This window comes from Nocardia sp. NPDC055029 (genome assembly GCF_053608525.1).
Window position 1 is genome coordinate 116814 of sequence record NZ_JBSGVQ010000003.1, and the last position, 21229, is coordinate 138042.

Consider the following 21229-nt stretch of genomic DNA (forward strand, 5'->3'; position numbering starts at 1 on the left):
CGTTCTTGCGATGACCACGAGCGGCCAACCGGCTCCGGGAAAGCGGATCACTCTGCCGAGCGGAGCCGTGTGGGAAGGCGGCTCCGGTTCCGGAACCCCGACGATCACTCTCCCCGACGAGAGCCCGATCACCCTCGGTGAGGATGGTCGAATTCCGCCGAACGGGCTGATCGGGGTGGGTCTGCTGGGGGTGCTGGACAGCCTGCTGTCCGACGTTCTCGGCACTCAGCCGGGTGCTATCGCCGAACGGGTGGCGGGGCAGGCAATGGACCTGCTCCGCCCCGACCCGGCCGAGTCCGATACCACGACCCGCTTGGTCAAGTTCTCCTCGAAGACAACGCTTCTGAATCCGGCCAGGAAGGATCCGGTCACGGACGTCCTGGTCGGCAACGGCAGTGGACCGGCCGGCTACGAACCAGGCGGGCCGGTACGCGGACAGGGCACCTCCCGTGGTGACGCTGTGGTTGCCCGGCTTTCGCCCGGTGAATTCGTGGTCAACGCGGCCGCAACGGCCGGCGCGCTACCGCTGTTGGAAGCGATCAACGCCGGCTGGGTTCCCTCGCCGGGCTATCTGGCCGGGATGCTGCCGGGCTTCGCCGACGGCGGACTGGTCGGCAGCATATCGATGGGTGATCCGCAGCGTTGGCGCGATCTGCTCGGAACCGGGCTGATCGCGGATGTGCTCGGCGGCGTCGGCGGTGCGGCCATCGACGCGGCAGGTGCGGTCGGGGCCGCGCTCGGCGGCGCGCTGGGGCCTGTCTTCGGAATGGGTGGGCCGCTCACCCGACGTACCAACGACCCGGTGAAAGTTGGTCTGAGTCAGCAGGATTCATCGGGTCTCAGTGCCGCGCCGCCCCTGTCGGCGGAGCTGAACGTCCAGCCGCAGGGTGTCATGAACGTGGCGCCTGCCTTTGCACAACCGTCGACGACCGCGAACACCGGATCGGTGGCGCCACTGGCGTCGCTGTCCGAGGCACTGACGGCGGGGATCATGTCCTCGGCGACAGAAGCCGGCGGACGGGTTGGCTTGGCGCTGGGCGAGGCGATCGCTCCCGCATTGGGACCGGCCGGTCAGCTGGCACCGGAGATCGGCAAATCTCTCGGTGAGTCGATCGGATCCCGGTTCGGGGGCGGGTTCGCCGCCTCCATGTCGCTGAAGACCCAGATCGAACCGATGCCGACCGATATGTCGGTCGACGGAGGGGCTGGTGGCGCGGTCGCTCCCGGTGGTGCTTCGCCGACAACGGTGACCAGCTGGGGTGGTGGTGACGGTGGGTCGACCGGTGGCGGCAACAGTGTCGTCGTGTCCGGCGGGTCATCTGGCGGTGTGACAATCCTCAGCACCGGAGGAACAACGGCGAGTGGCGCGTCCACCACACCGCGAACCCCGAGTCTCAGTGAGGGGCTCACGGGGACGAGTCTGGCTGAACCCCAATATCTGAGCACATACGGCGGCGCCGACTATATTGATCGCGCTTCGATCGTCGGCAGCGAGCTGGCGAGCAACTTCGGCAAATCGCTCGGTCTGAGCGACACCACTGCCCTGCGTGAGGCCGGTTCTACGGTAGGAGCTCTGGTCGGTGCCCTGGGTATCCCGTCCATCTCTGACGCGCTCGCGGCTGACGGCGAGCTCGCCAAGCAACTCGGCATCAATCCGGACGACGAATTCTTCCTGCCGTTCGAGCAGCAGAAGGCCTTCGATTTCAGCGAAGGCGACAATCTGTCCGCGGGCATTTCCGGATTTCTGTCCGGCGCCTCATCTGGTGGCTTGGTCAAGGGAGTCACCGGGGCCGCCAAGGGCCTTGCCCAGGACGCGGCAGGGCAGGTCGGCAGCTTCCTCGGCGCTGGTCTGGGTACGGCGATCGCCGGGCCTGCCGGTGCCGCGATCGGTTCCGTGCTCGGTTCGCTCGCCGGCTCGGTCGTCGCGGGCAAGGCGGTCGACCTCGTCGCCAAACCCATCGAATGGGTGGCGAGCACCGCCAAGGAACTCGTCGGCACCGGCTTCGGTCTGACGGACCTGGCCGAGGGCCCCGGCGGGCACACCGCCCGCGGCGACATTTTCAATTTCAACGGTATGGACCCCAAGAGCGTCGCGATGTCCATCGCCCGCGTCCAGCGCCGTCAATCGTTTGCGCAGCAACGCGGAGGAGGGCTCGGGCGATGACCCACCAATTGCTCAGTACGCAGGACACCAAGATCGTGGTGTGGGACGTCAACGGCCGGGTCTGGCATCTGGCGGGCCAGAATGCCGGGCGCGAGGGCGTAAGGCTCTCAGCCCAAACAGGATTCATGTTCGCACCCGTTCAGCTGCTCACCACCGAAGGTGCCCGCCAGGATGGCGCCACTTTCGCCCGGTCGGTTCGCTGGAAGAAGGAGTGGGACTTCCTCGCCATCATCTCCACCGCGGCCGGCGCCCGGGAATCCAACCCGGTCCGTGAATTCCTCGCCGTCCACGACGCGTGGTTCCGGGGCTGGTCCACCGACAAGCCGGTGACGGTCGGCTACTTCACCCGTCACCAGGGCTGGCGATTCCAGCAGTTCCAGCTCGATAGCGCTCCCGAACCTTCGGGCGATATCGATCCGGCGCGCAACGGTTTCGCCATGTACAAGATCTCGGCGACCGCCATGGACCCGCTCGAACGCCACTTCGACGAGACGCAGGTCTGGACCAATGCCTCGGGCACCGGCGAGGGCGTCCTCCGCCTGCGCAACGCAGCCGACCAGCCGGCGTGGCCGCGCTACACCATGAACGGCCCCGGGCGCTGGTCGATCCTCGACCCGGTCCCCAGCGACACCGGCCAGCCGCGCATGGTGCAGACCCCGCGCCTGACGGCCGGTCAAACCCTGCGCATCGACACCCATCCGCGCCATCGCACGGCCCGTCTCTACACAGAGGGCAATACCGTCGGCGTCAATGTCTGGGGCCAGCTCGCCGGCCGCCGCTGGCTCGCCTCGCTGGACCCGTGGACCAGCACCGACATCGTGGTAAAGGTCGAGGACGGGAACACCGAGTCGAGCATCATCGGGGCGGTGACACCGCGGTCGTCACGACCGTTCTGATCCTTCCCTCCAACTGAACATCGATCGAGAGAGCCCAATCCCTTTGCAGGGGTTGGGCTCTCTCAATTCCTAAGGAGGTATCGCGATGCCGGTACCGGCGCCGATTGTGGCGTATGACCATTCCCAATTTTCCGAATGGCTGACGTCTTTGACTCCGGTGAGCGCCGGTGTGCAACCGGATTCGACACGAAAACCCCGAGTGCATAACCGAAATGGAATGACAGCAGCTTCGGCAGCGCGGGCGTACGCGCGGGCGCTCGGGGTTCGTGACATGGACAGGCGTTCCCAAGACCAGGTTCTGTCTGCCCAGCAGATCAACGACCCGGTAACTACCACCCCGAACCGTCCGCCCCCACAGAAAGAGACGACTCCACCGCCGACTCAGGCAGCCCCATCCAACAGTGCTCCCCCACCACCTCCGCCCCCGCAGCCGGACAGGTCGGATGGTGACGAGAGCATCAACCACCTCAATCCGCAACCACAGACACCAGCGCCGCTTCCTGCCGACACACCAAGCCCTCTGTCCGCGCCCTCGACGCCATCCCAATCACAACCGGCTCCGAGCGGGCTGACGCTGCCGGCGAACGCTCCCGCGTCGGAAGAGCCGCGGGACCCGCTTCTAGATGCGAACGGTCCGAACCAGGACTCACTTCCTATGCCTGCTACCGAAGGGCGTGAGCAGGGTAAACCTTGGACGGAAGTGCGCCCGAACGGGCAGACTATCGAATACACGATTCCCGAGGGCAACGGCAAGAACACTGTAGATGCGGTGGTCAAGGACGCTACTGGAAAGGTGGTGTCGACGGCCAGAATCGTTGCAATCGAAGGCACGGCGAAATACGTCCGATGGCAGGACGACGTCGGTGGCGGGTCGTCCTATTTCGAGTCGGGCGGGCCGAACGGACTAGGCAACGGCCAGCATTTCGCACCGGGTACATCCACTTCGGGTATCCCCACCCAGGCCTTTGAGACCTCACCCGACGTATCGAAAACGCGAACACTGTCACTCGACTCGGCGGGCCGCGTAGTCGGTGTCGATATCGGAGTCCGGAACCCGCAGGGCCTTTACGACAACATCCACGTCGACAATTTCGACAATGCCACGCTGTCGTCTACCAGTTTCAGTCCCAGTGGTCAACTCGAGTCCAAATTCAGCGGCCAGATGTTCGCGAACCGTTCCGGGTGGATGATCGACAAGCTCGGCAACCATTGGGAAGGGGAGCCGGACAAGGGCGGAAACCAGTCTTGGTTCCGGGTTCAGAACGGCCATACATACCGGATGAACCATCTCGGCGTAATCACCGATTTCTCACTAGACAAAGATGGCCGGCCTCGCCTGGACACAATCTTTCCTGATGGTTCTCAGACAACACAAACGGGTCGGACAATCGTTCATTTCGATGCGAATGGGAAAGAAGTCTGGAAAAACGAAATCCCCGCACCGGTGCAACCTTGGGATGTGCGTGCATGGGATGCAACGAAGCGCGGACTATCCGGGCTCGGATCTGTTATTTCCGATACCGTTGGTGCCCCATTTCATATGATGCAGGACGGCGTTCGAGGTATGTCGTCAGTCCGGGTCGACCAATACGGAACATTCCACGTAACCTACGACGCCCCGAACAGATTCGCAAACGCGGGAACAGCAGTGGCTGGCCTGGCCAAGGGCGCTGCCATGTTCTACCTCGCGCTCCCCAAATACGCGGCAATGACGGGCTACGATGCGCTACGCGGATCAGACTTCGTTCGCGGATCCACGACCTACCAGCCGCCCGACCGCGAAGATGAGCTGGTCAAAGACCTCACCGGAATTCCGCTCAAGCAGTGGAAAGACGACACAGTCGGTTCGGTCTTCGAATTCGGTGCCGCTACGGTTGGCGGGTTGATCCTGTTCAGAAGCGTAGGAATCCGACCGCCTACAAGGCTCGGGGCTGCTGGACTACTCGAGATTTCCTCCGGCTTCCGCGGGCGGGCAACCAGCTATATAAGCGCCCACTCCAAGTCGGCTCTGGCGATGGCGAGTGGATTTGCTTCCAGGATCGCCAGATATGGAGGTGAGCAGGCAGAACGACTACGCGACTGGGGCAACCAGCAGGTCAAATACCTCGATCTGTTGGATGAGTTCATAACAAACTGGACCGACCGACTTGCACCTCAAGCTGTACCTGCAGGCGGGCCTCGAAACGGAATCGATAGCTACACCTCAGCTCAAATTGCGGCTTCTCGTACGCCAGGCCCTGGCGATATGCCAAGACGATCATCGGTCGAGGCGCCGCGCCGCACAAACGCCGCTGCTACAGGCAGGCGGCGTGCAACAAATTGGCCGCAGGCGTACGACCAAGTCGAGCGGTCTCAGTTGCGCATGTCCCATACCGGAGTCGATTTCGACCTCGCGGGCGGCGAATTTATAACCCTGTTTCATGGGACAATCGACCGGTCGGTTCCCTCAATCATCCGAAGGATTCAGCTTTCGAAGGGTCGCGAAAGTCTTGACTTCGGTCAAGGCTTCTACACGACTACGATTCGGAGGCAGGCAGAGCTGTGGGCACAGGGGCTTGCCAACAAAAGAGGCGGGCAGCCGGCGATTCTTGAGTATAGGTTGACGGTTGATCAACTCAATGCGCTTGAACGGCTCACCTTCGGTCGCGATTATAAAGTCTGGGCCCGATTCATTATTGATCACCGTTCGGGGCGCCGGATGCATCCATACGACATAGTCGAAGGTCCATTTGTGAAGAATCCAAATCAGATGGCAGCCGGCACCGAGGCTCCAATTCCCGGGGGTCAACAGATGAGTTGGCATACGGAGAGGGCTGTGCGGTTGCTTGAGTCGGGGTACACTCGCTACTGGGTACTGTGATGTGTTTCCTGATCGACTATGCGCATCGTAACGAAGGGTGAGTCATGACGGCTTGGGAGTTCAATACTGATGCAACGGCTGACGAACACTACCGTCAGGTTGCGAATGCGATGTGCGAATTATTCGGAATGTCATTTGAGGAGGCAGTTTGCAGGATAAACGACTGCTACCGCGGTGTTACTTTTATGACGGATCCCTGTTTGCAGCCCGAAATGGCTGAAGACGAAGCAAACCATATAGTGCTGGGTCCGTCGTGGTGGAAGGATGCTGACGATCGACAATTACGGCCGCCGCCTGCCGATTTCAAGGGAGTTTCGGTAGCTGATAGTCTGAACAAATTTCGAAAGATTCCACCATATCCCGACTTTACTTCGATGTCCTCGGAGGAGCTCGGAGAATACGCTATAAGTGGTTCCTACTTCCACTCTTCGGCTCTGGGTACGCTAATAGTTCGACTAGAGAGCAGCGATGTAGGTGAAACGATCCTGAAAGTGCTCGAGTTGGCCCCTCCTGCTGTATTTGATTCGGAGGATGGCTTGGACTTCGGGTTCATAGTCGGTCAGCTCATCAAATATGGTACGGAACCCGTCCGTGCCAGGGCCTGGCAGATTTACGACGAACTTCCCGATATCGAGAAGTCGAGCATCGCATCAGACTATCGTCGAATATACAAAGAGGAGTTCCGTCGGTAATGAGTTCTCGTACGTAGGCCCGCTAAGAACTAGTTCGCCGCCTCCCTGAGTAGCTCTAACAAGCTGAAGAGATCCCTTGCCGGAGACTGATTGAGATCCCAGCGATAGGCTGATTTCAGGCGGTGTTCGTACCTGAACAATGGGATATAATCAGAGTTCAGGTGGTCGGCTGGCCATAACCACGATATCAAGGGTGCGACGTTGCTGCATCTTCATGATTTGACGCAGAAGATTATGTTCCTGCGTAGTGCTGACTCGGAACACGAATTCGAGGGGCGATGCAAAGGTGAGTATTCGGAATTCGAAGACGGTGCCGAGCTCGTACTTTGTCCTGGTAAGGACTGCGTTTCCGATGTTCCGCACGCAGTTGCGCGGTTGTATGCAGTGTCTCACGCTCCGATAATCGGCGACATTACATTCTATGACGCTGCCTCGTTCACGATTGTCAAGTCACCTATCGGTGATCTTCCTGAGGTCGATGGTGAATCGATCATAAAGATCGGGCACGCTGGGGAATTTGCAGTGTTGCTCGGGTGGCGATCTGGCGCAGTATGCATATTTGATCCGATCTACTTCAATCATGGAGCGCCCACTGGCGCGGCTCTTGTGTGTGGTTCGTTGTACGAATTCGTTAACGATGTAGCACTTGGCCCCCGCTATCGCGAATTGTTCGGCCCAGTGGGCGCGCATTCAGACCCCTGGTGGGAGACGAGCTCGTGGTATTCTTATCTGCAAGAATTGGGCTGGACTTGACGTAAAGGTGGTACGTTTCAACGCCTGAGTCGTGTGGTTCTGCTCGGACTCGACCGGGGAACGTTAGGAACCCAAGTGGGTTGGTTGGTGCGAGCAGGCAAATCAGCTGAGAAAAAGTGAAACCTCAACTCGAACGAGTTGGGGTTTTTTTATGCCCAAAATCAAAGAAGGGTGGTGGAGGATGGGTGTTTGGGACCCGCACGCGGAATCGCGGCGGATGGATGAGATGTTTCGGGTCGAGCAGGAGGATGCTCGGGATCAAGAGGTTCTGGTCCGGTACTGGGACAAGGACATGCAGGAGGTGGGGGAGGAGCGGAGCTATCTGTCGTTGCAGATGAGTTTTCCGCGGAACTCGGCCGGCGGGTTGAAGATGATCTGTCCGCGGGACATGGTGCACTTCGACCACCTGTTCGGCAATCATGCCGACACGACGCTGCCGATCACTGTGAACACCAGGGGTTTTCGGTGGGACGGGTACATCACCAAGGCGTCGATCGTCCGGGATGACAACGGGGTCGAGACGGTGGATATCGAGGCGATTCACGCCTGGAACCACATCTCGACGATTTGCTGCTGGGCGAGCCCGTTCGCGCCGGTGCTTGCCCAGTTCCCGCGCCACCACATCCTGTTCGGTCCGGTGCGGACACTGGTGACGACCTATCTCACGATGAATTTGATGCGGCTGCAGGGGAATACGACCTTCCCGATCACGGTCGTGCCGGTCGATCCGCGCACCGATACCAGCCGGTGGAGCGCGGCCTCGGCCCGGTTCGACATGGCCGACAAGCTGTTCCAGCCGATGCTCGAGGATTCGGGTGTCATGTTGACGGCGCGGTTCTTCCTGCCCGGTGAGGACGAACAGCCGGCACCGGAGTGGTACTACCTCGACAAGCCGACTGTGGTCCTCGAGACCGTGGACAAATCGGGTGTCACCGGGCCAACCGGTTCGTTGCTGGACGGGATCATCTCGTGGTTTGAGGAGTTCGCCGAAGACGGCACCACGCCGATGCGGTACCCGAAGTTCGACTCGACCACGGAGTACGAGGCGGTCTATGGAACGCCGGGGAAGTTCGGCACCATGCGGAATCTGCCGTGGGTGTGGTACTTCGAAGGCGAATACTCCGGGATCGGCGCGTCCGAGGTGGCGCTGCACAAGCCCACCGCGACCGACATCATCGTCGGCGGTCGCTCGCCGGGCTGGGTCAACGCGGGTATCGAGATGGCGATCAAGGCGCTGCTGTCGTTGATCGGCATGGACTGGCTCTACCGCGGCCAGCTCGACGATGTGTTCCTGGCCTGGATGGTCTATCGGGATATGGAACGGGTGGGCAAAGCCGGACCGTACGCCTTCCGTGAGCTGTATATCACCGGCAGCGACAAGGCGTTCACGCTCGACGGCTTCGTCGCCGCTCGGCAGGGTTTGCATCTGACCCGTGGCTACACCAGCCACAAGGTGACGATCCAGGACAACGCTCCCTATCTGATCGGCCGCGACTTCGGCCTCGGTGACCAGATCGGCTTCGCCATGGGCCAGGCGGTCTTCACGGATTTCGTCACCGAACTCACCTTCACCGACGACCGGGAAACCGCGGCGAGCTGGCAGATCACCGTCGGCGACGGTTCCGACGAAGAGGACTCGGTCGTGAAGGCGTGGCAGCGGCTCGGCCGCGTGGCTTCGGCGATCAAGGACCTGTCGACGGACGTAGGTGCCGACCTGGACCTGCTCATCTTCTGAGGCAGTCCGAAACAAAGGAGAATTCTAATGGGAGACATCAGCTTTCCCGCGCGGCTGCGTGCCTATCGTCAGCCGGATATCGACGGGCTGCCGCTGCTGACCGCAGAGGTCGAGCTGGCACCCGAGGTGGCGGAGCTGCCGCTGCCCGGCGGTCCTGCCGGCGTAGCGGGAGTCTCTGGGCGGCCGCGGACTTCGTTCCGCAAGATGGGCGTGCTGGTAGACAGTGCCGCGCGACCGTCGGGACTCGGCCCCGAGGACCGGGGCAAATGGTGGCACCGGCTCGACGACAACGGCATGGACGTGTGGACCGGGACCGCCTGGGCACACTCGGTCGATGCTGTGGGGCTGGCCGGCGCCGCGGCGTACGCCAACACCATCACGGTCGTGGATACCGTTCACGAGCCGGCACTGACCGAGCCCGCGCTGGAGTTCCTCGGAACAGCTCCCGACCAGCAGCTCCGGGCGACGGTGCCCGCGGGTCTGCGCGGCCCGGTCGGGCCGCCCGGCGAGTCCGGCACGATCACCGAAGCCGACGACTACGAGGACACGAGCGGCCCCAGTCACGGCGGTGTGTTCGCCTACGACCGTGCCACCCGGCGATTCCGATCGATGCCCGCACCGTTGGGGTCCGGCCCGTGGGGCTGGTACCAGGAGGATTTCGCCGCGGAACAGATCGCCGCAGCCAGCCGGGTCGAGGGCGGCACATTCACGATTCCGGCTCAGCCGTTTCGGTGGCGACCGCAGGTGTACGGACACATCTACGCGCATTCGAACACGACGAGTCAAGGCGCCGAGGTGACGGTGCGGCTGGGAAGTTCGCAGGGGCCGATCGTGGCAACCGGTATCGCTTTCAGCGTCGGGTCACCCGGTGCCTGGATGTACCTGCCGGTTTTCCCCTGCTTGCGTGACGGCACGACCACCCGAGTGCTGTCGCCCACGTCCGATTTCGCGACCGTCCCCGCAGGCCAGCCGGGGACCCTCGTCGTGTCGGTCGAGCGAATCGGCACCGGTCCCAGCTCCGACAAGGTCGGGTTCAGCCCGACACGGGCATCGATCATCGCTTTTGCCGAGCCCACGGAATGAGATGAAATGACTTCGGTAGAAAACTATTTCGACGCCACCGAAATTCGGGGGCTGGACGAAGGAGTCGGTACCCCCGGACTCGTACAGGCGCTCCATGGAACGCCGCGTGACGGCGGCCTCGAACTGACGACCGGCGCCATCGGACCCCAGGGCCCGGAGGGCGAAGCCGCGCGACCGTTCCGATGGGAAGGCGACATCGCCGACCAGGCCGCGTTGACCGCCCTCACCGCAAAGCTGAACAGCGCCCACGCGGGCAAAGCCTGGCGTGTGCTTTCGACCGGTGGGCTCGCGTACTGGAACGGGACGGGTTTGGACACCTTCCCCGACGCCTTCGGTGCATTGGGCCCGGATGGTGAGTCGTGCTCGGTCTCGATCGGCAGCGTGACAACCGGGCCGGCGGGCTCCGATCTGCAGGTGACGGTCACCGGTGCGGCGCCTGATCTCGTGCTGGACATCGTTGTGCCGAGGGGTGTTACGGGCAGCAAGGGCGCAGACGGTGGCCCCGGCCCGATCCGCCAGGCCTCGGACTACGCCGACGGTGCGCACCCCGACCGGGCTGTGCCCGTCTGGAACGCGACTACGAATAAGTGGTCGGGACAACCCTATCCAGGGCTGCGCGGGCCATGGACGATCATCGAGGATCGCGCGTGGGACGGCGGTCCCGGCTTTGCGCCCTCGCAGGCGGGGGTTTCGGCCGCGTCGATGGTCGTCGCGCAACTCCAGGTACCCGCCCAAGACACCGACTGGCGCCCGATGATCACCGGTGGCGTCGTTCTTCGTCCGCTGGAGAATTCCGACCAGTTCACCACGCGGATCGACGCCGAGGTCCGGATCGGCTCGGCGTCGGGTCAGATCGTCGCGTTGGGGAGTGGCTACGTGACGGGGGTACGGACACGCGTTCGGTTCCAGCCGCATCTGGCGACCCGGAACGTGACCCCCGCGAGCACGGCGGGCGTCATCCCGGCAGGTCAGGCGGCGACGCTCGTTGTCGTCGTGCGTCGCGGTGCGGGCTCGGTGAATTACGACTACCAGATGGCCGACGCGCAGATCGTGTGCACGGCCCGGCCCGTGGGGGTGCTGTGAACACCGAAGACGTGACGACCGTGTATGACCAGGACGTCATGGTCACCATGCGGAGCGTGGCCGACTCCGTCGGCTTGCCCTACACCGTGAACCCGGTCGAAGTCGTCGATCGGGAAGTATTGATCGAACTGCGCGAAGGACCTGCGGGCACGCCAGGGCCGGAGGGCGCTGCGGCGTGGCCGTGGGCTTGGCACGGGGATGTGGCCGATGTCGCCGCGCTGACAGCGCTCGGTCTCACCACCGCTGACGCCCGCAAGGCCTGGCGTGTGGTTTCCGAGAACGCGATCTACTACTGGACCGGCACCGAATTCATCGCCTTCGCCGATGCGTTCCGGCAGCCGGGACGACGCGGAGCGGTGAATGCGCTCACCGGTATCGGATTGGCCGGCGCGACCGGGTCCGCCGCAACGGCCCGCATCCTGGGTGCAGCGCCGAACCAGCAGCTCGAGATCACCTTTCCCCGTGGCACCCAGGGGGAGCCGGGCGATCCCGGTGGCGCTGGGAGCATCGCCGACGCGTCCGACGTTCTGGTCACCGAAGACCAGCCGCTCGGGCAGGGCTATGTCCTTGGCTTCGACAGCGCGGCCGGGAAGTTCGGGCCGATCCCCTCGCCGCGTCTGCGCGGTCCGTGGACGATCGGCAACAACCAGTTCCTCACCGCGCAGAATCTGAAGGAGGACGCCAAGGTATTGGCGGCCATCACGATCCCGGCTCAACCGAACGCTTGGCGGCCGTGGATCGAGGGTGCTGTGGGTATCGCGTCCGATACACCAACTCGGTGCGATGTCACGGTGCGCATCGGTGCGCCGGACGGCGACGTGGTTGCCACGGGTTGGGGTCACTGGGTATCGCGATTCGCGCATGTACTGATTTCGCCCGGTTTCGAATATCCGGCCATGCCCGGCGCCCAGTTCGGAATCGTGCCGGCCAATCAGACCGTCACCCTCTACGTCGTCGCGTCTCGGGCGGAAGGTGGCGGGACTTACACGGTCAACGGCAATTACTCCCACTTGCAGGTTCGTGCGCTGCCGGCTTGATCCAGCGCACCCCGCAATACTCCCGAAAGGTATTGAGCCATGGCTGATCTGCCTCCGCTCGACTACGGCAAGGTCGTCGGGCGATTCCTCGCCAACGTGATCGACGGCCCCGACCTGGGCGACCTGCCCGAGTTCCCGCCACTGAGCGGCACCATCACCTTCACCGCGGACGCACCGAAGGTGCTCGTTCGCGACGCGCAGCCCGCGCCCGCCACGTACGTGCAGCTCCCGAAGCACTATGAATGCCAGCTCGACGAGTTCGGCTATCTGACTTGGCGTGGCAAGCGTGGCGTGCGGCTGGTCGCGCCGAGCGCGGCGACGAACCCGTCCGAGTGGACCTGGCGCGTATCGTTTGATCTGTCTTACGACGGCGAACGAATCCCTATGGACTCCTACAGTTTCCATGTTCCGAAATACTCGGCAGGCCCGGACCCGGAGAACCCTGACAACGGCTCGACCGGCCTGGTCGACCTGACTCTCGCGGCCCCAGTGCCCGCAACGTCCGGCAACGCCGTTGTTGTCGGGCCCGCGGGTCACGGCATCCAGATCGACGGCCAGGCCGATACCTACCCGCAGCTCCCGTCGTCCCCGCCGGATGGCAGTCAGTACATCGTCAAAAGCGATGGGCTGCTGTACATCTATCGCACCGGCTCCGGCTGGACGCCGAACGGTCAGGGTGTTGTCGTGCGGGGTCCCGCGGGCACAACGCTGTGGAGTGGAATCTCCGGTAAACCGACGACCTTCCTTCCGGTGATCGGTGACACCGCCACCACCGCCGTCGCGGGCGACGACCCACGGTTGACCAATGCGCGTACGCCCACGCCGCACACCCACCCGATCGGCCAGGTGACGGGCACCAGTGCAGCGGTCAGCACCCTGCTCGCCGCCGCAGACGCGACAGCAGCACGTACCGCTATTCAGGCCGTGTCCGACAACGACTCTCGGCTGTCGAACGCCCGCACCCCCACCGCGGCGGGCCAGGCGTACGACATCGCATTCAAGTCGCATATTGGTGTGCGGACCGTCGGCGCGGGCAACACGATCCCGGAAGGGCTGCGGATCGAACGGGCCCTGACCGTGTCCAAGGTGACCTACCGCGGTGAGACCGCAGGCACCGGCAACCTGGTCGTCGAATTGCGGAAGAACGGCGTCGCTGTCGCAGGTACCTCGGCAACCATCGCCGCAGCGAACCACGCGCTGGACACCAGCGTGAACGGCTCGTGGAGCTTTGCCGCCGGTGACCGGGTGACGGTCCATGTGACCACGGCCGACAATCCCGCCGGACGGGGCTTGCAGGCGAGTCTGGCGGGGGTGACCGTGTGATGCCGACGGTATTCCTCGGCGGGCCGATCGTGTTCTGGACACCGCTCGAATCCAGCCCGGAGCCGGAGAGTCCCGACGGGACTCCGTACTGGCAGAGTCCGGAGTCCGGCTATCCCGGCGCGATCGAACAACCCACTGATCCCGAGCCAGACCCCGGCACCGAAACACCGACCGAACCCGATCCCGCCACTGAACCTCCTTCGGACGAGCCGGATCCTGCGGAACCTGGCTCGACGGGTGGTGAGTAATCGATGCCGCACGTTTTTGCGGGCCTCGGTGCCAAGCTGCCGTCGGGTATGACCAAGGACGGCACCAGCACGATGGGTGATACCACTGACTGGACCGTGGTTCCGGGTTGGATCGCGGACACCGCCAACTATCCCGGGTCAGCGGTGTCCAGCAACGGTCTGCAGACCCAATCGAGTGATGGCGGAGCCCAATTGGTGTGTGCGGTGGTCTTTGCCGGTGGCGCGATGTCGGGCAGTTATCAGGCCAGGTTGCGAGTCGGCAGTGTGGTTGTGGCCACCGGTGCGGCGGTGTCCGGAACCAGCGGCACGTTGACAGTGAGCGCAACTGTGCCGGTGAACGCCGGTGACGTGGTGACGGTTGAAACGCAGACCAGCGTTCAGGCTGCCTGGCGGGCATCAGTTTCCGGTGGCGCGGGGACCTACGTCCGAGTGAGCTGACCGGTCAGCACGCTATCCGAACATCATCCGAATATTCAGCGAGGGAGCTCAGGCCCGGATGGGTTGGGCTCCCTCGCTGTTCGAGTTCACCCGGCGCTTGCCAGAGCTGCCCGCGAGCAGCCGACCGCGCCTCAGACATCGCCGACCTTCACTGATCGGCGACCAAACAGAAAGTTCGCACATGCAGAAGACACTGACCGTCGTCGCGTCCACTGGTGGCGCCGAGTTCTATATGCCCGGCTTCGTCAAGATCGACGCGATGCGGCAGACCGGACGGTGGGGCAACGCCTCCGAATACGATGTCGTGATCGACGACCAGGCGCTCGACGAGGTATCGGTGGTCTCGATCAGCAACACTGCCGATATGCCGGCAGATCAGTTCCCCGGCAACATTCCGCTCGGCAAAGCTCTCCTCGGTGACAGCCCTACGTACGTGTACTACACCGCCAATCCGGCTCCGTCGTGGAACGTCGAGAAGACCGTGGTGATCAGCGGGCGAACCTGGGGAATCGAGGCATACATCAAGGGCTTCGTGGCCATCGATGCCATCCAGCCACGAGGTGACTGGGACCGCCTGGATGTCGTTGTGCGCTACCGGCCCAACGACTCGGCGCTGCACAAGATCACGGTGTCGACGACGGCGCCGGACCGGGAGCTGCCCGCGAACGCCATCGACCTCGGCGTGGTCTGGCAGAACGATATGGCCCGTTACGCGCGCTACACCGACGAGATCGTCACCCCGACCCCGTAGCCGATGCCGATGCCGATGCCGATGAGCATCCAAGCATCGGCCTCGTAGAAGTCGGCGAGGGGGCGGGTGGCGCAGCCGTTGGCTTGATTTCGAGTCCTATTGCCAACATCTACGTCTCCGGCCGAATTACGCGAGGTACTCCCATGGCCGTCAGCTTCTACCCGGCTGTGAATGAATGGATGTCGAACGATCGATCAATCACTGCCAGTGAACGTGTCGCTGACCAATTCTGGCGAGGCGGCGATCGCTAGACGCGAGTACTTGAGTTCTTTGACGTATGATGTCTGATCAAGGCGCGCCAATGTAGGTGTAGTCTTCCGCTGCAAACGTTGGGAGCTATTCGATCATGCGATTCGACCTTGATGGCGCAATGAGGGCTCTTGGGGTAGTGAGAGAATTTGATTGGTCGTGGACTGAAGGCGATTTGATCAGGTTCGCTTCCGCGGCCGGCTGGGCTGTGGCCGAGATCGGCGCAGAACCACTGCGATTGTCGACAGATCTCGACGTTGAATTCCGCGATGTGCATTCAAATATTGGTCCTATCGGTGGCAAGGCCGGCCGGGAGTCGCTTAACCGGATCATATTCGAGGTGGCGGGCGTTGACTCGGTCGATTCGACATCGGCGGCGGAGCTTGTTAGCGCATTTCAATGCTATCGCTGAAGGTGTATTTCAAACCTTCGGGGAACAAGCAAACCGATGGTGGATCGAGCCTACTCGTGGTTTGCGATGGGACCGTCCGAATCTTGTGGTGACGGTCTTCATCAGCAAGGTGGCAGTCTCCATAAAGCTCGTCAACCCGGACTATCAGAGATTTCTCGATAAGATCGACGACTCGCTATCGGGCAGCAACAGCGAGGTCTAAGGGAGCGCGGCTCTCATTTTCGTGATCGATTGTGCTGCATGATGTCTGGTCGTGTTGGAGGTGCTGTCGCAGCGGGCGGCACATGACGAGGTGAGAGTTTGGTGGAGCGGTTGTTGCAGGAATTCGATCCGTGCCAGCAGGTTGGTGTGGCGACGGTCGATCAGCGGCACGCTCACCCTGATCCGGCGTGGGGTCCTTCCCGACCCGGTGTCCAGTCCGGGTGAGCCGCCGCACGATTGGCCGAGTGAATCCGGCATGACCGGTGCTACTACGTTCTTCGCGGACAACGGCGTGTTCTTCTGGATGTACCGGGATCTCTTCGGCACCGGCGGAAACTACCCGGCGAACTAGGCTCGGCTCGTAGCTGACCCGAGGTCCTGGCTTGAAACGGCCCACACCCCAAAGGGGGTGTGGGCTGTTTTTGTCGTAGTGGGCCCCTTGGTTGTCGAATAGTGTTATGCGGCAACGCTATTCGATGCCATCTGGATCGTTGGTCGATGCTACGATCGCCGGTTGCCCGCGTCTATGCGGGCTCGAGCGAGATTTAGGGGTAGGCGTGTCGACGCCAGGAGAGATTCGGTCGGTGCAGGCCGACTTGAGTACGGCCAATGGGATCTATTGCTGTGTGTGCGGTGCTACGCCCGCGGTGCGCACGTCGATTCGGTCGCATCGTGGATTCTTTGTGTTCATGCAGTTCATCACCCAGCCGGGACCGTTCTGCCGGGATTGTGGGACGGCGACGTATCGGCGGTTGACTGTCGAGAGTGCGTTGCTCGGGTGGTATGGGCTGATCTCGGTGGTGGCGAATCCGGTGATCATGTTGCAGAACATCGAGGCGGCCAAGCGGGTGCGGCGGTTGCCTGCCCCTATTCCTGGTGGTCCGCGGGCGCCTCTCGATCCGGGGAAGCCACTGTGGCGGCGGGCCGGCATGCTCGGGCTGCTCATTCCGGTGATACTCGTGCCGTTGCTGGTGGTCGCCGGTATGAAGGCCGAGGAGCGGTCGGCGAGCAGTGCTGAGGTCGGGGATTGTGTGGTGAACCTCCACGGCAACCGGACCGAGGACGACAATCCGAATGTCGAGAAGATCTCCTGCTCGGACCCGCGCGCGACCGGCAAGGTCATAGCCAAGGTCAGGGGAAGCAAAGGGCACTCGGATTACGAGAACGACTACCTGTGCGCCAGCTATTGGGCAACCGAGTTCATCTACACCACAGACGAGTTCACCCTCTGCCTGGTTACGCCGTGACGAGGGCATGCGGCCCTGGCCGAGCGATATATCATCCGATATCATCGAGGCATGGAAACCGTGCGTGACCTGCGCCGCGCCGCTGGCCTGACCCAGGCTGAGCTGGCGCAGCGGTCCGGTGTCGCTCAGTCCAACATCGCCGCCTATGAGAGTGGGACACGGCGGCCTTCGCCGACGATGTTGAGTCGGCTGCGGGACGCGGCCAAGCCGCGCCCCTCCCGCGTGATCGCCGAGCACCGTGATCAGATCATCGCGCTCGCCTTGCGGCACAAGGCAAACCGTGTGCGTGTCTTCGGTTCGGTGTCGCGGGGCGACGATGTCTCGGGGAGCGACATCGATCTGCTGGTGCGATTCGATGCCGACGCGGATCTGCTCGATATGGCCGAGCTGATGCTCGACTTGGAGGAGCTCACCGGCCTCCATGTCGATCTGGTGTCCGAAGGTGGTCTTCCCGCGGGGCCGCACCCGATCCGGGACGAGGCCAAGCCGCTGTGAGCGGCCGGGACACCGGCGAACGTACAGCCAGGAGCCTGCGAGACTTCCTCGCCTTCAGCGAGATGGCGGCCAGGATCGTCAGCGGCGGCAAGTCCGCTTACGACTCCGACGAGATCACCAGGCTGGCGGCCGAGGCGGTGCTGCACCGGTTGGGCGAATCGGTGGCCCGGCTGCCCGAGGAATTCATCGTCGCGCATCCCGAGGTTTCGTGGCGCGGGGTCAAGGCGACGAGAAATCTGGTCGCGCACAATGACGCCGTCGACCACAACATCCTCTGGAACCTCCTCGCGAACCGGCTGCCCAGCGAAGCCGCAGCCGTCCGCGAGATTCTTGCCCACCTTGAATCTGCCGAAGGCTAGGCGCTCAGGTCAGTAGGAGTCGGGACCACTACCGCGTAGAGGTCGGCGAGGGTGGCGAGGGCGCTGGCGTGGAGTTGGTCGGCGGGGACCTTGGCGAGGGGGCGGGTGGCGCAGGCGTTGGCTACGACGGTGGGTTTGTTGCCGCGGAGGAAGGCGCCTTCGGTGGTGAAGGTGACGCACATGTGGGTCATGAAGCCGGCGATGATGACGGTGTCGTTGCCTGCGGCGTCTACGAGGTCGCCGAGGTTGGTGCCTACGAAGGCGTTGGGGACTGTTTTGACGACTACTTTTTCGTCGGGGGTGGGGGCGACTTTGGGGTGGATTCGGCCGATTTCGGCGGTGATGTCGTAGGGGGTGTCTTTGCCGCCGTCGTTGATGACGTGGATGACTGTGGTGCCGGATTCTCTTGCCTTGCTGAGCAATGCGGCGGCGGCGTCGAGGGCGGGGGACCAGCCGGTGAGTTCCATGATGCCCTGGGTGTAGGTGTTCTGGTAGTCGATCAGGATCAGGGTGGAGTCGGCGAGGGTGGCTGGGGTTTCGTCGAAGCCGTTGAGCTGGCGGAGGGTCGTCGAAGTCATGATCTTCACGGTATGGATCGGCGGGAATGTCGGCAATGTCATGTAACCTGCAGATTCGGACATGACGAGGAGGGCTGATGGCGGCGGCGGGTCGGCTTGTCGTGATCGTGTTGTTCGATCGGGTCGATCTGCTCGATGTCACCGGGCCGCCCGAGGTCTTCTCGTTGTTACAGCGGGAGATGGACGGGCCGACGGGGTATCAGGTGGTGCTGGCTGCCGAGAGCATGGAGCCGGTCACCACCTCGGCGGGTGTTCGGGTGCTGCCGGATGTGACGTTCGCGGAGGTTTCGGGGCGGCGGATCGACACGGTGGTTGTTCCGGGGGCGGTGGAGACGGACAGCAGTCGCCGGGTGCGGGCGGTGGTCGATCCCGAGGTTGTCGATGCGGTGGCGGTGCTGGCGAAGGGGGCTCGGCGGGTGGCATCGGTGTGTGTCGGTGCGCATATTCTGGCCGCTGCGGGGCTGCTCGACGGGCGGCGGGCCACCACGCACTGGTCGACCGCGCAGCAGCTCGCGGCCGAGCATCCGGCGGTCGAGGTGGATGCCGATCCGATCTACATCCGGGACGAGAACATCTGGACCGGAGCGGGTCTCACGGCGTGTCTCGATCTCACGCTGGCGCTCGTCGCCGATGATTTCGGGGACGAGATCGCGCTGCGGGTGGCGCGGCAGTTGGTGATGTATCTGAAAAGGCCGAGCGGCCAAAGCCAATTCAGTGTTTCGCTCGAGCCGGTCTCGACTACGCGGCGCATCGACGACCTCCGGCACTACATCGCCGGAAACCTCGCGCGTCAGCTCACGGTGACGGATCTGGCTGAGCACGCGCATGTCGGCGAACGTCAACTCACGCGGATCTTTCGCACCGAGCTCGGTATGACGCCTGCCGCCTACATCGAATCGGCGCGGGTGGAAGTGGCCCGGCATCGGCTGGAAACGACGGACGAAACACTCCAACGTGTCGCTGCCGCTTGTGGTTTCAATACTGTCGACACATTGACGCGGGCGTTCCGGCGACGGCTGGATACGACTCCGACGGAGTATCGCACCAGGTTTCGAATCGGCGGATGACATCGGCGCCTTGTGGCTCGAGCGATAGGCACAGAAGTGCTGTGAACTGTATCGACGGTTCGGGCAGGCGGGTTCGGAAATCGGCGAACGGTCAGGGTGGTCGGGCTCGTATGTCGTTGCCGGGTGGTTGACATGTCGTATAGACGCTGGTCGGGCGAGGACGGCTGAGCGGCGGCTCGGTTCCGGCTGTCTTGCCCCCATTTCATCGGTCTCCCGGGGGTCGTCCGGCCGCTGTTAGACATCTCGTATGGGCGGAACATACTCCGCCGAAAATCTGAAAGATGAGGGGTTCACAATGAGCAAGATTCGTGTCTTCGGGGCGGCTGTGGCAGCGGCGGCGAGCATCGCGATGCTGGGCGCGGGAGTCGCGGCCGCCGCGGACGAGCCGACCACCGGCTCGGCCGATGCGCTCCTGTCCGGGCTGACCACGGGTACGGCGGAGACCGAGGCGGTCGCCGAGGAGCCCGCGGGTTCGCTCGAGGGTCTGGATCTGGCCGCGCTGCTCGAGCTGCTGTCCAGTGGTTCGGGTGAGGCCGAGCCGGTCGCGGACGAGCCCGCGAGTTCCGCCGAGGGTCTGGATCTGGCCGCGCTGCTGGAACTGCTGAGCAGTGGCTCGGGTGAGACTCCGGCCGAGTAGTTCGGATACGCCGAGTTTTCCTGCCGTTCACTTCAGGCGCTGATTCAGTAATTCTCTCGTGATATAAATTCGGCGATACGTCTGAAGGAGAGAATGTGAACAACGCCATCATCGCGGATACCGGTTCCGCAACCGAACTGCTGGACATCGTCAACTTCCTGAGTCTGATGTCCTCGGCCTCGGGCAGCCTTCTGCTGGCCTGAGTCGGTGTCCACCGGCGCCCGTCGATTACTCGGCGGGCGCCGTGCTGTGTGCAGGGGAAACCTGCCCGATAGCGCCCGGGATGGATTCCGGCGGTAGTTTTCCGCACGGCGATTGTTATGCGCGAAATTTCCAGGTGTGACGCAGGTCTACTTCTGGCGGAGTATTCGCTGGTCGGCGAAAGTGAGCGAAGGCAATTAGATGCCTCACGTTTCACTTGTGTTCATAGACACGTATGTACCCGAACATCTGGTCTGCTAAACATATTCGCGCCAGCCGATTTCCGGTTCGGTGACAGAACTTCAGGAGATTATCAATGCGCAAGATGCGTACCCTCGGCATTGTCGCCATCGCGGCGGGCATCATCTTCGGTGGCACGGGTGTCGCCTCGGCCGACGAGACCGTTTCGGGCTCGGCCAACCTGGTTACCGGCCTGAGCAACCTGTTGAGCTCCGGCTCCGGTGAGACCAAGCCGCTGCCGACCGCCGTTGCCGACGACGAGGTCGTTTCGGGCTCCGCGAACCTGGTCACCGGCCTGGCCAACCTGCTGAGCACCGGCTCGGGCGAGACCAAGCCGCTGCCGACCGCTGTTGCCGACGACGCGCCCGTTTCCGGCTCCGCCAATCTGGTTACCGGCCTGAGCAACCTGTTGAGCTCCGGCTCCGGTGAGACCAAGCCGCTGCCGACCGCCGTTGCCGACGACGAGGTCGTTTCGGGCTC

Annotated in this window: 20 protein-coding genes; 19 read left to right on the forward strand and 1 reads right to left on the reverse strand. The window is 63.1% G+C overall.

What is annotated here, in order from left to right; translation table 11 throughout:
* Positions 1–10 precede the first annotated feature (10 nt).
* The 16 genes from ACWF9G_RS03955 to ACWF9G_RS04030 all read left to right on the forward strand — a co-directional run bounded on the left by ACWF9G_RS03955 (position 11) and on the right by ACWF9G_RS04030 (position 18026).
* Complete coding sequence (locus tag ACWF9G_RS03955; protein WP_452513486.1) at positions 11–2164, forward strand: hypothetical protein; 2154 nt, start codon at positions 11–13, stop codon at positions 2162–2164.
* Positions 2161–3060: a phage tail protein gene (locus ACWF9G_RS03960; RefSeq protein WP_379309328.1), complete on the forward strand. Its 900-nt coding sequence runs from the start codon at positions 2161–2163 to the stop codon at positions 3058–3060. Before ACWF9G_RS03955 ends, ACWF9G_RS03960 begins: the two co-directional genes overlap by 4 nt.
* A gap of 655 nt (positions 3061–3715) precedes the next feature.
* The gene (locus ACWF9G_RS03965; RefSeq protein ID WP_452513488.1) at positions 3716–5920 is read left to right on the forward strand and encodes a DUF3990 domain-containing protein; all 2205 of its coding nucleotides are present in this window, start codon (positions 3716–3718) and stop codon (positions 5918–5920) included.
* A gap of 44 nt (positions 5921–5964) precedes the next feature.
* Entirely contained in the window at positions 5965–6612 is a 648-nt protein-coding gene (locus tag ACWF9G_RS03970) for a hypothetical protein (RefSeq protein ID WP_452513490.1), read from the forward strand.
* A gap of 970 nt (positions 6613–7582) precedes the next feature.
* Positions 7583–9100 (forward strand): Gp37-like protein, encoded by a 1518-nt coding sequence (locus ACWF9G_RS03975; RefSeq protein ID WP_452513491.1) that lies wholly within the window; start codon positions 7583–7585, stop codon positions 9098–9100.
* A 27-nt stretch (positions 9101–9127) separates the two neighbouring features.
* Positions 9128–10183: a hypothetical protein gene (locus tag ACWF9G_RS03980; RefSeq protein ID WP_452513493.1), complete on the forward strand. Its 1056-nt coding sequence runs from the start codon at positions 9128–9130 to the stop codon at positions 10181–10183.
* Positions 10184–10189: 6 nt separating this feature from the next.
* Complete coding sequence (locus tag ACWF9G_RS03985) at positions 10190–11266, forward strand: hypothetical protein (RefSeq protein ID WP_452513495.1); 1077 nt, start codon at positions 10190–10192, stop codon at positions 11264–11266.
* Between the two features lie 200 nt (positions 11267–11466).
* Positions 11467–12303, forward strand: a complete 837-nt coding sequence (locus ACWF9G_RS03990; RefSeq protein ID WP_452513497.1) for a hypothetical protein — start codon at positions 11467–11469, stop codon at positions 12301–12303.
* A gap of 39 nt (positions 12304–12342) precedes the next feature.
* Positions 12343–13626: a hypothetical protein gene (locus tag ACWF9G_RS03995; RefSeq protein ID WP_452513498.1), complete on the forward strand. Its 1284-nt coding sequence runs from the start codon at positions 12343–12345 to the stop codon at positions 13624–13626.
* A gap of 296 nt (positions 13627–13922) precedes the next feature.
* Entirely contained in the window at positions 13923–14312 is a 390-nt protein-coding gene (locus ACWF9G_RS04000; RefSeq protein ID WP_452513500.1) for a hypothetical protein, read from the forward strand.
* A 181-nt stretch (positions 14313–14493) separates the two neighbouring features.
* A complete protein-coding gene (locus ACWF9G_RS04005; protein WP_452513502.1) occupies positions 14494–15063 on the forward strand; it encodes a hypothetical protein in 570 nt (189 codons plus the stop codon).
* A 346-nt stretch (positions 15064–15409) separates the two neighbouring features.
* The gene (locus ACWF9G_RS04010; protein ID WP_452513504.1) at positions 15410–15724 is read left to right on the forward strand and encodes a DUF6301 family protein; all 315 of its coding nucleotides are present in this window, start codon (positions 15410–15412) and stop codon (positions 15722–15724) included.
* Between the two features lie 253 nt (positions 15725–15977).
* Positions 15978–16277, forward strand: coding sequence for a hypothetical protein (locus ACWF9G_RS04015; protein ID WP_452513506.1), 300 nt, complete (start codon positions 15978–15980; stop codon positions 16275–16277).
* A 232-nt stretch (positions 16278–16509) separates the two neighbouring features.
* Positions 16510–17172: an LppU/SCO3897 family protein gene (locus ACWF9G_RS04020; protein ID WP_452513508.1), complete on the forward strand. Its 663-nt coding sequence runs from the start codon at positions 16510–16512 to the stop codon at positions 17170–17172.
* 51 nt (positions 17173–17223) lie between these two features.
* Positions 17224–17667, forward strand: a complete 444-nt coding sequence (locus ACWF9G_RS04025; RefSeq protein ID WP_452513510.1) for a helix-turn-helix domain-containing protein — start codon at positions 17224–17226, stop codon at positions 17665–17667.
* On the forward strand, positions 17664–18026 hold the full coding sequence (locus tag ACWF9G_RS04030; RefSeq protein WP_452513512.1) for a HepT-like ribonuclease domain-containing protein: 363 nt from the start codon (positions 17664–17666) through the stop codon (positions 18024–18026). The genes ACWF9G_RS04025 and ACWF9G_RS04030 overlap by 4 nt, the downstream gene beginning before the upstream one ends.
* On the opposite strand, the gene ACWF9G_RS04035 is transcribed toward ACWF9G_RS04030, so the two are convergent.
* Positions 18023–18604: an isochorismatase family protein gene (locus ACWF9G_RS04035; RefSeq protein ID WP_452513514.1), complete on the reverse strand. Its 582-nt coding sequence runs from the start codon at positions 18602–18604 to the stop codon at positions 18023–18025. The two genes, ACWF9G_RS04030 and ACWF9G_RS04035, sit on opposite strands and share 4 nt — an antisense overlap.
* A 77-nt stretch (positions 18605–18681) precedes the next feature.
* Between ACWF9G_RS04035 and ACWF9G_RS04040 the strand changes: the two genes are divergently transcribed.
* The 3 genes from ACWF9G_RS04040 to ACWF9G_RS04050 form a co-directional block, all read left to right on the forward strand.
* Positions 18682–19671 (forward strand): GlxA family transcriptional regulator, encoded by a 990-nt coding sequence (locus tag ACWF9G_RS04040; RefSeq protein WP_452513516.1) that lies wholly within the window; start codon positions 18682–18684, stop codon positions 19669–19671.
* Between the two features lie 295 nt (positions 19672–19966).
* Positions 19967–20308 (forward strand): hypothetical protein, encoded by a 342-nt coding sequence (locus tag ACWF9G_RS04045; RefSeq protein WP_452513518.1) that lies wholly within the window; start codon positions 19967–19969, stop codon positions 20306–20308.
* 517 nt (positions 20309–20825) lie between these two features.
* On the forward strand, positions 20826–21229 hold a 404-nt coding region (locus ACWF9G_RS04050; protein ID WP_452513520.1), incomplete at its 3' end, for a hypothetical protein.

What these genes read in the sequence shown, in the direction of transcription:
- ACWF9G_RS04040 (WP_452513516.1), top strand. Translation starts at nt 18,682, where the DNA reads ATGGCGGCGGCGGGTCGGCTTGTCGTGATCGTGTTGTTCGATCGGGTC.
- ACWF9G_RS03975 (WP_452513491.1), top strand. Translation starts at nt 7,583, where the DNA reads ATGGATGAGATGTTTCGGGTCGAGCAGGAGGATGCTCGGGATCAAGAG.
- ACWF9G_RS04010 (WP_452513504.1), top strand. Translation starts at nt 15,410, where the DNA reads ATGCGATTCGACCTTGATGGCGCAATGAGGGCTCTTGGGGTAGTGAGA.
- ACWF9G_RS03995 (WP_452513498.1), top strand. Translation starts at nt 12,343, where the DNA reads ATGGCTGATCTGCCTCCGCTCGACTACGGCAAGGTCGTCGGGCGATTC.
- ACWF9G_RS03960 (WP_379309328.1), top strand. Translation starts at nt 2,161, where the DNA reads ATGACCCACCAATTGCTCAGTACGCAGGACACCAAGATCGTGGTGTGG.
- ACWF9G_RS03985 (WP_452513495.1), top strand. Translation starts at nt 10,190, where the DNA reads ATGACTTCGGTAGAAAACTATTTCGACGCCACCGAAATTCGGGGGCTG.
- ACWF9G_RS04035 (WP_452513514.1), bottom strand. Translation starts at nt 18,604, where the DNA reads ATGACTTCGACGACCCTCCGCCAGCTCAACGGCTTCGACGAAACCCCA.
- ACWF9G_RS03970 (WP_452513490.1), top strand. Translation starts at nt 5,965, where the DNA reads ATGACGGCTTGGGAGTTCAATACTGATGCAACGGCTGACGAACACTAC.
- ACWF9G_RS03965 (WP_452513488.1), top strand. Translation starts at nt 3,716, where the DNA reads ATGCCTGCTACCGAAGGGCGTGAGCAGGGTAAACCTTGGACGGAAGTG.
- ACWF9G_RS03955 (WP_452513486.1), top strand. Translation starts at nt 11, where the DNA reads ATGACCACGAGCGGCCAACCGGCTCCGGGAAAGCGGATCACTCTGCCG.
- ACWF9G_RS04005 (WP_452513502.1), top strand. Translation starts at nt 14,494, where the DNA reads ATGCAGAAGACACTGACCGTCGTCGCGTCCACTGGTGGCGCCGAGTTC.
- ACWF9G_RS03980 (WP_452513493.1), top strand. Translation starts at nt 9,128, where the DNA reads ATGGGAGACATCAGCTTTCCCGCGCGGCTGCGTGCCTATCGTCAGCCG.
- ACWF9G_RS04025 (WP_452513510.1), top strand. Translation starts at nt 17,224, where the DNA reads ATGGAAACCGTGCGTGACCTGCGCCGCGCCGCTGGCCTGACCCAGGCT.
- ACWF9G_RS04000 (WP_452513500.1), top strand. Translation starts at nt 13,923, where the DNA reads ATGACCAAGGACGGCACCAGCACGATGGGTGATACCACTGACTGGACC.
- ACWF9G_RS04045 (WP_452513518.1), top strand. Translation starts at nt 19,967, where the DNA reads ATGAGCAAGATTCGTGTCTTCGGGGCGGCTGTGGCAGCGGCGGCGAGC.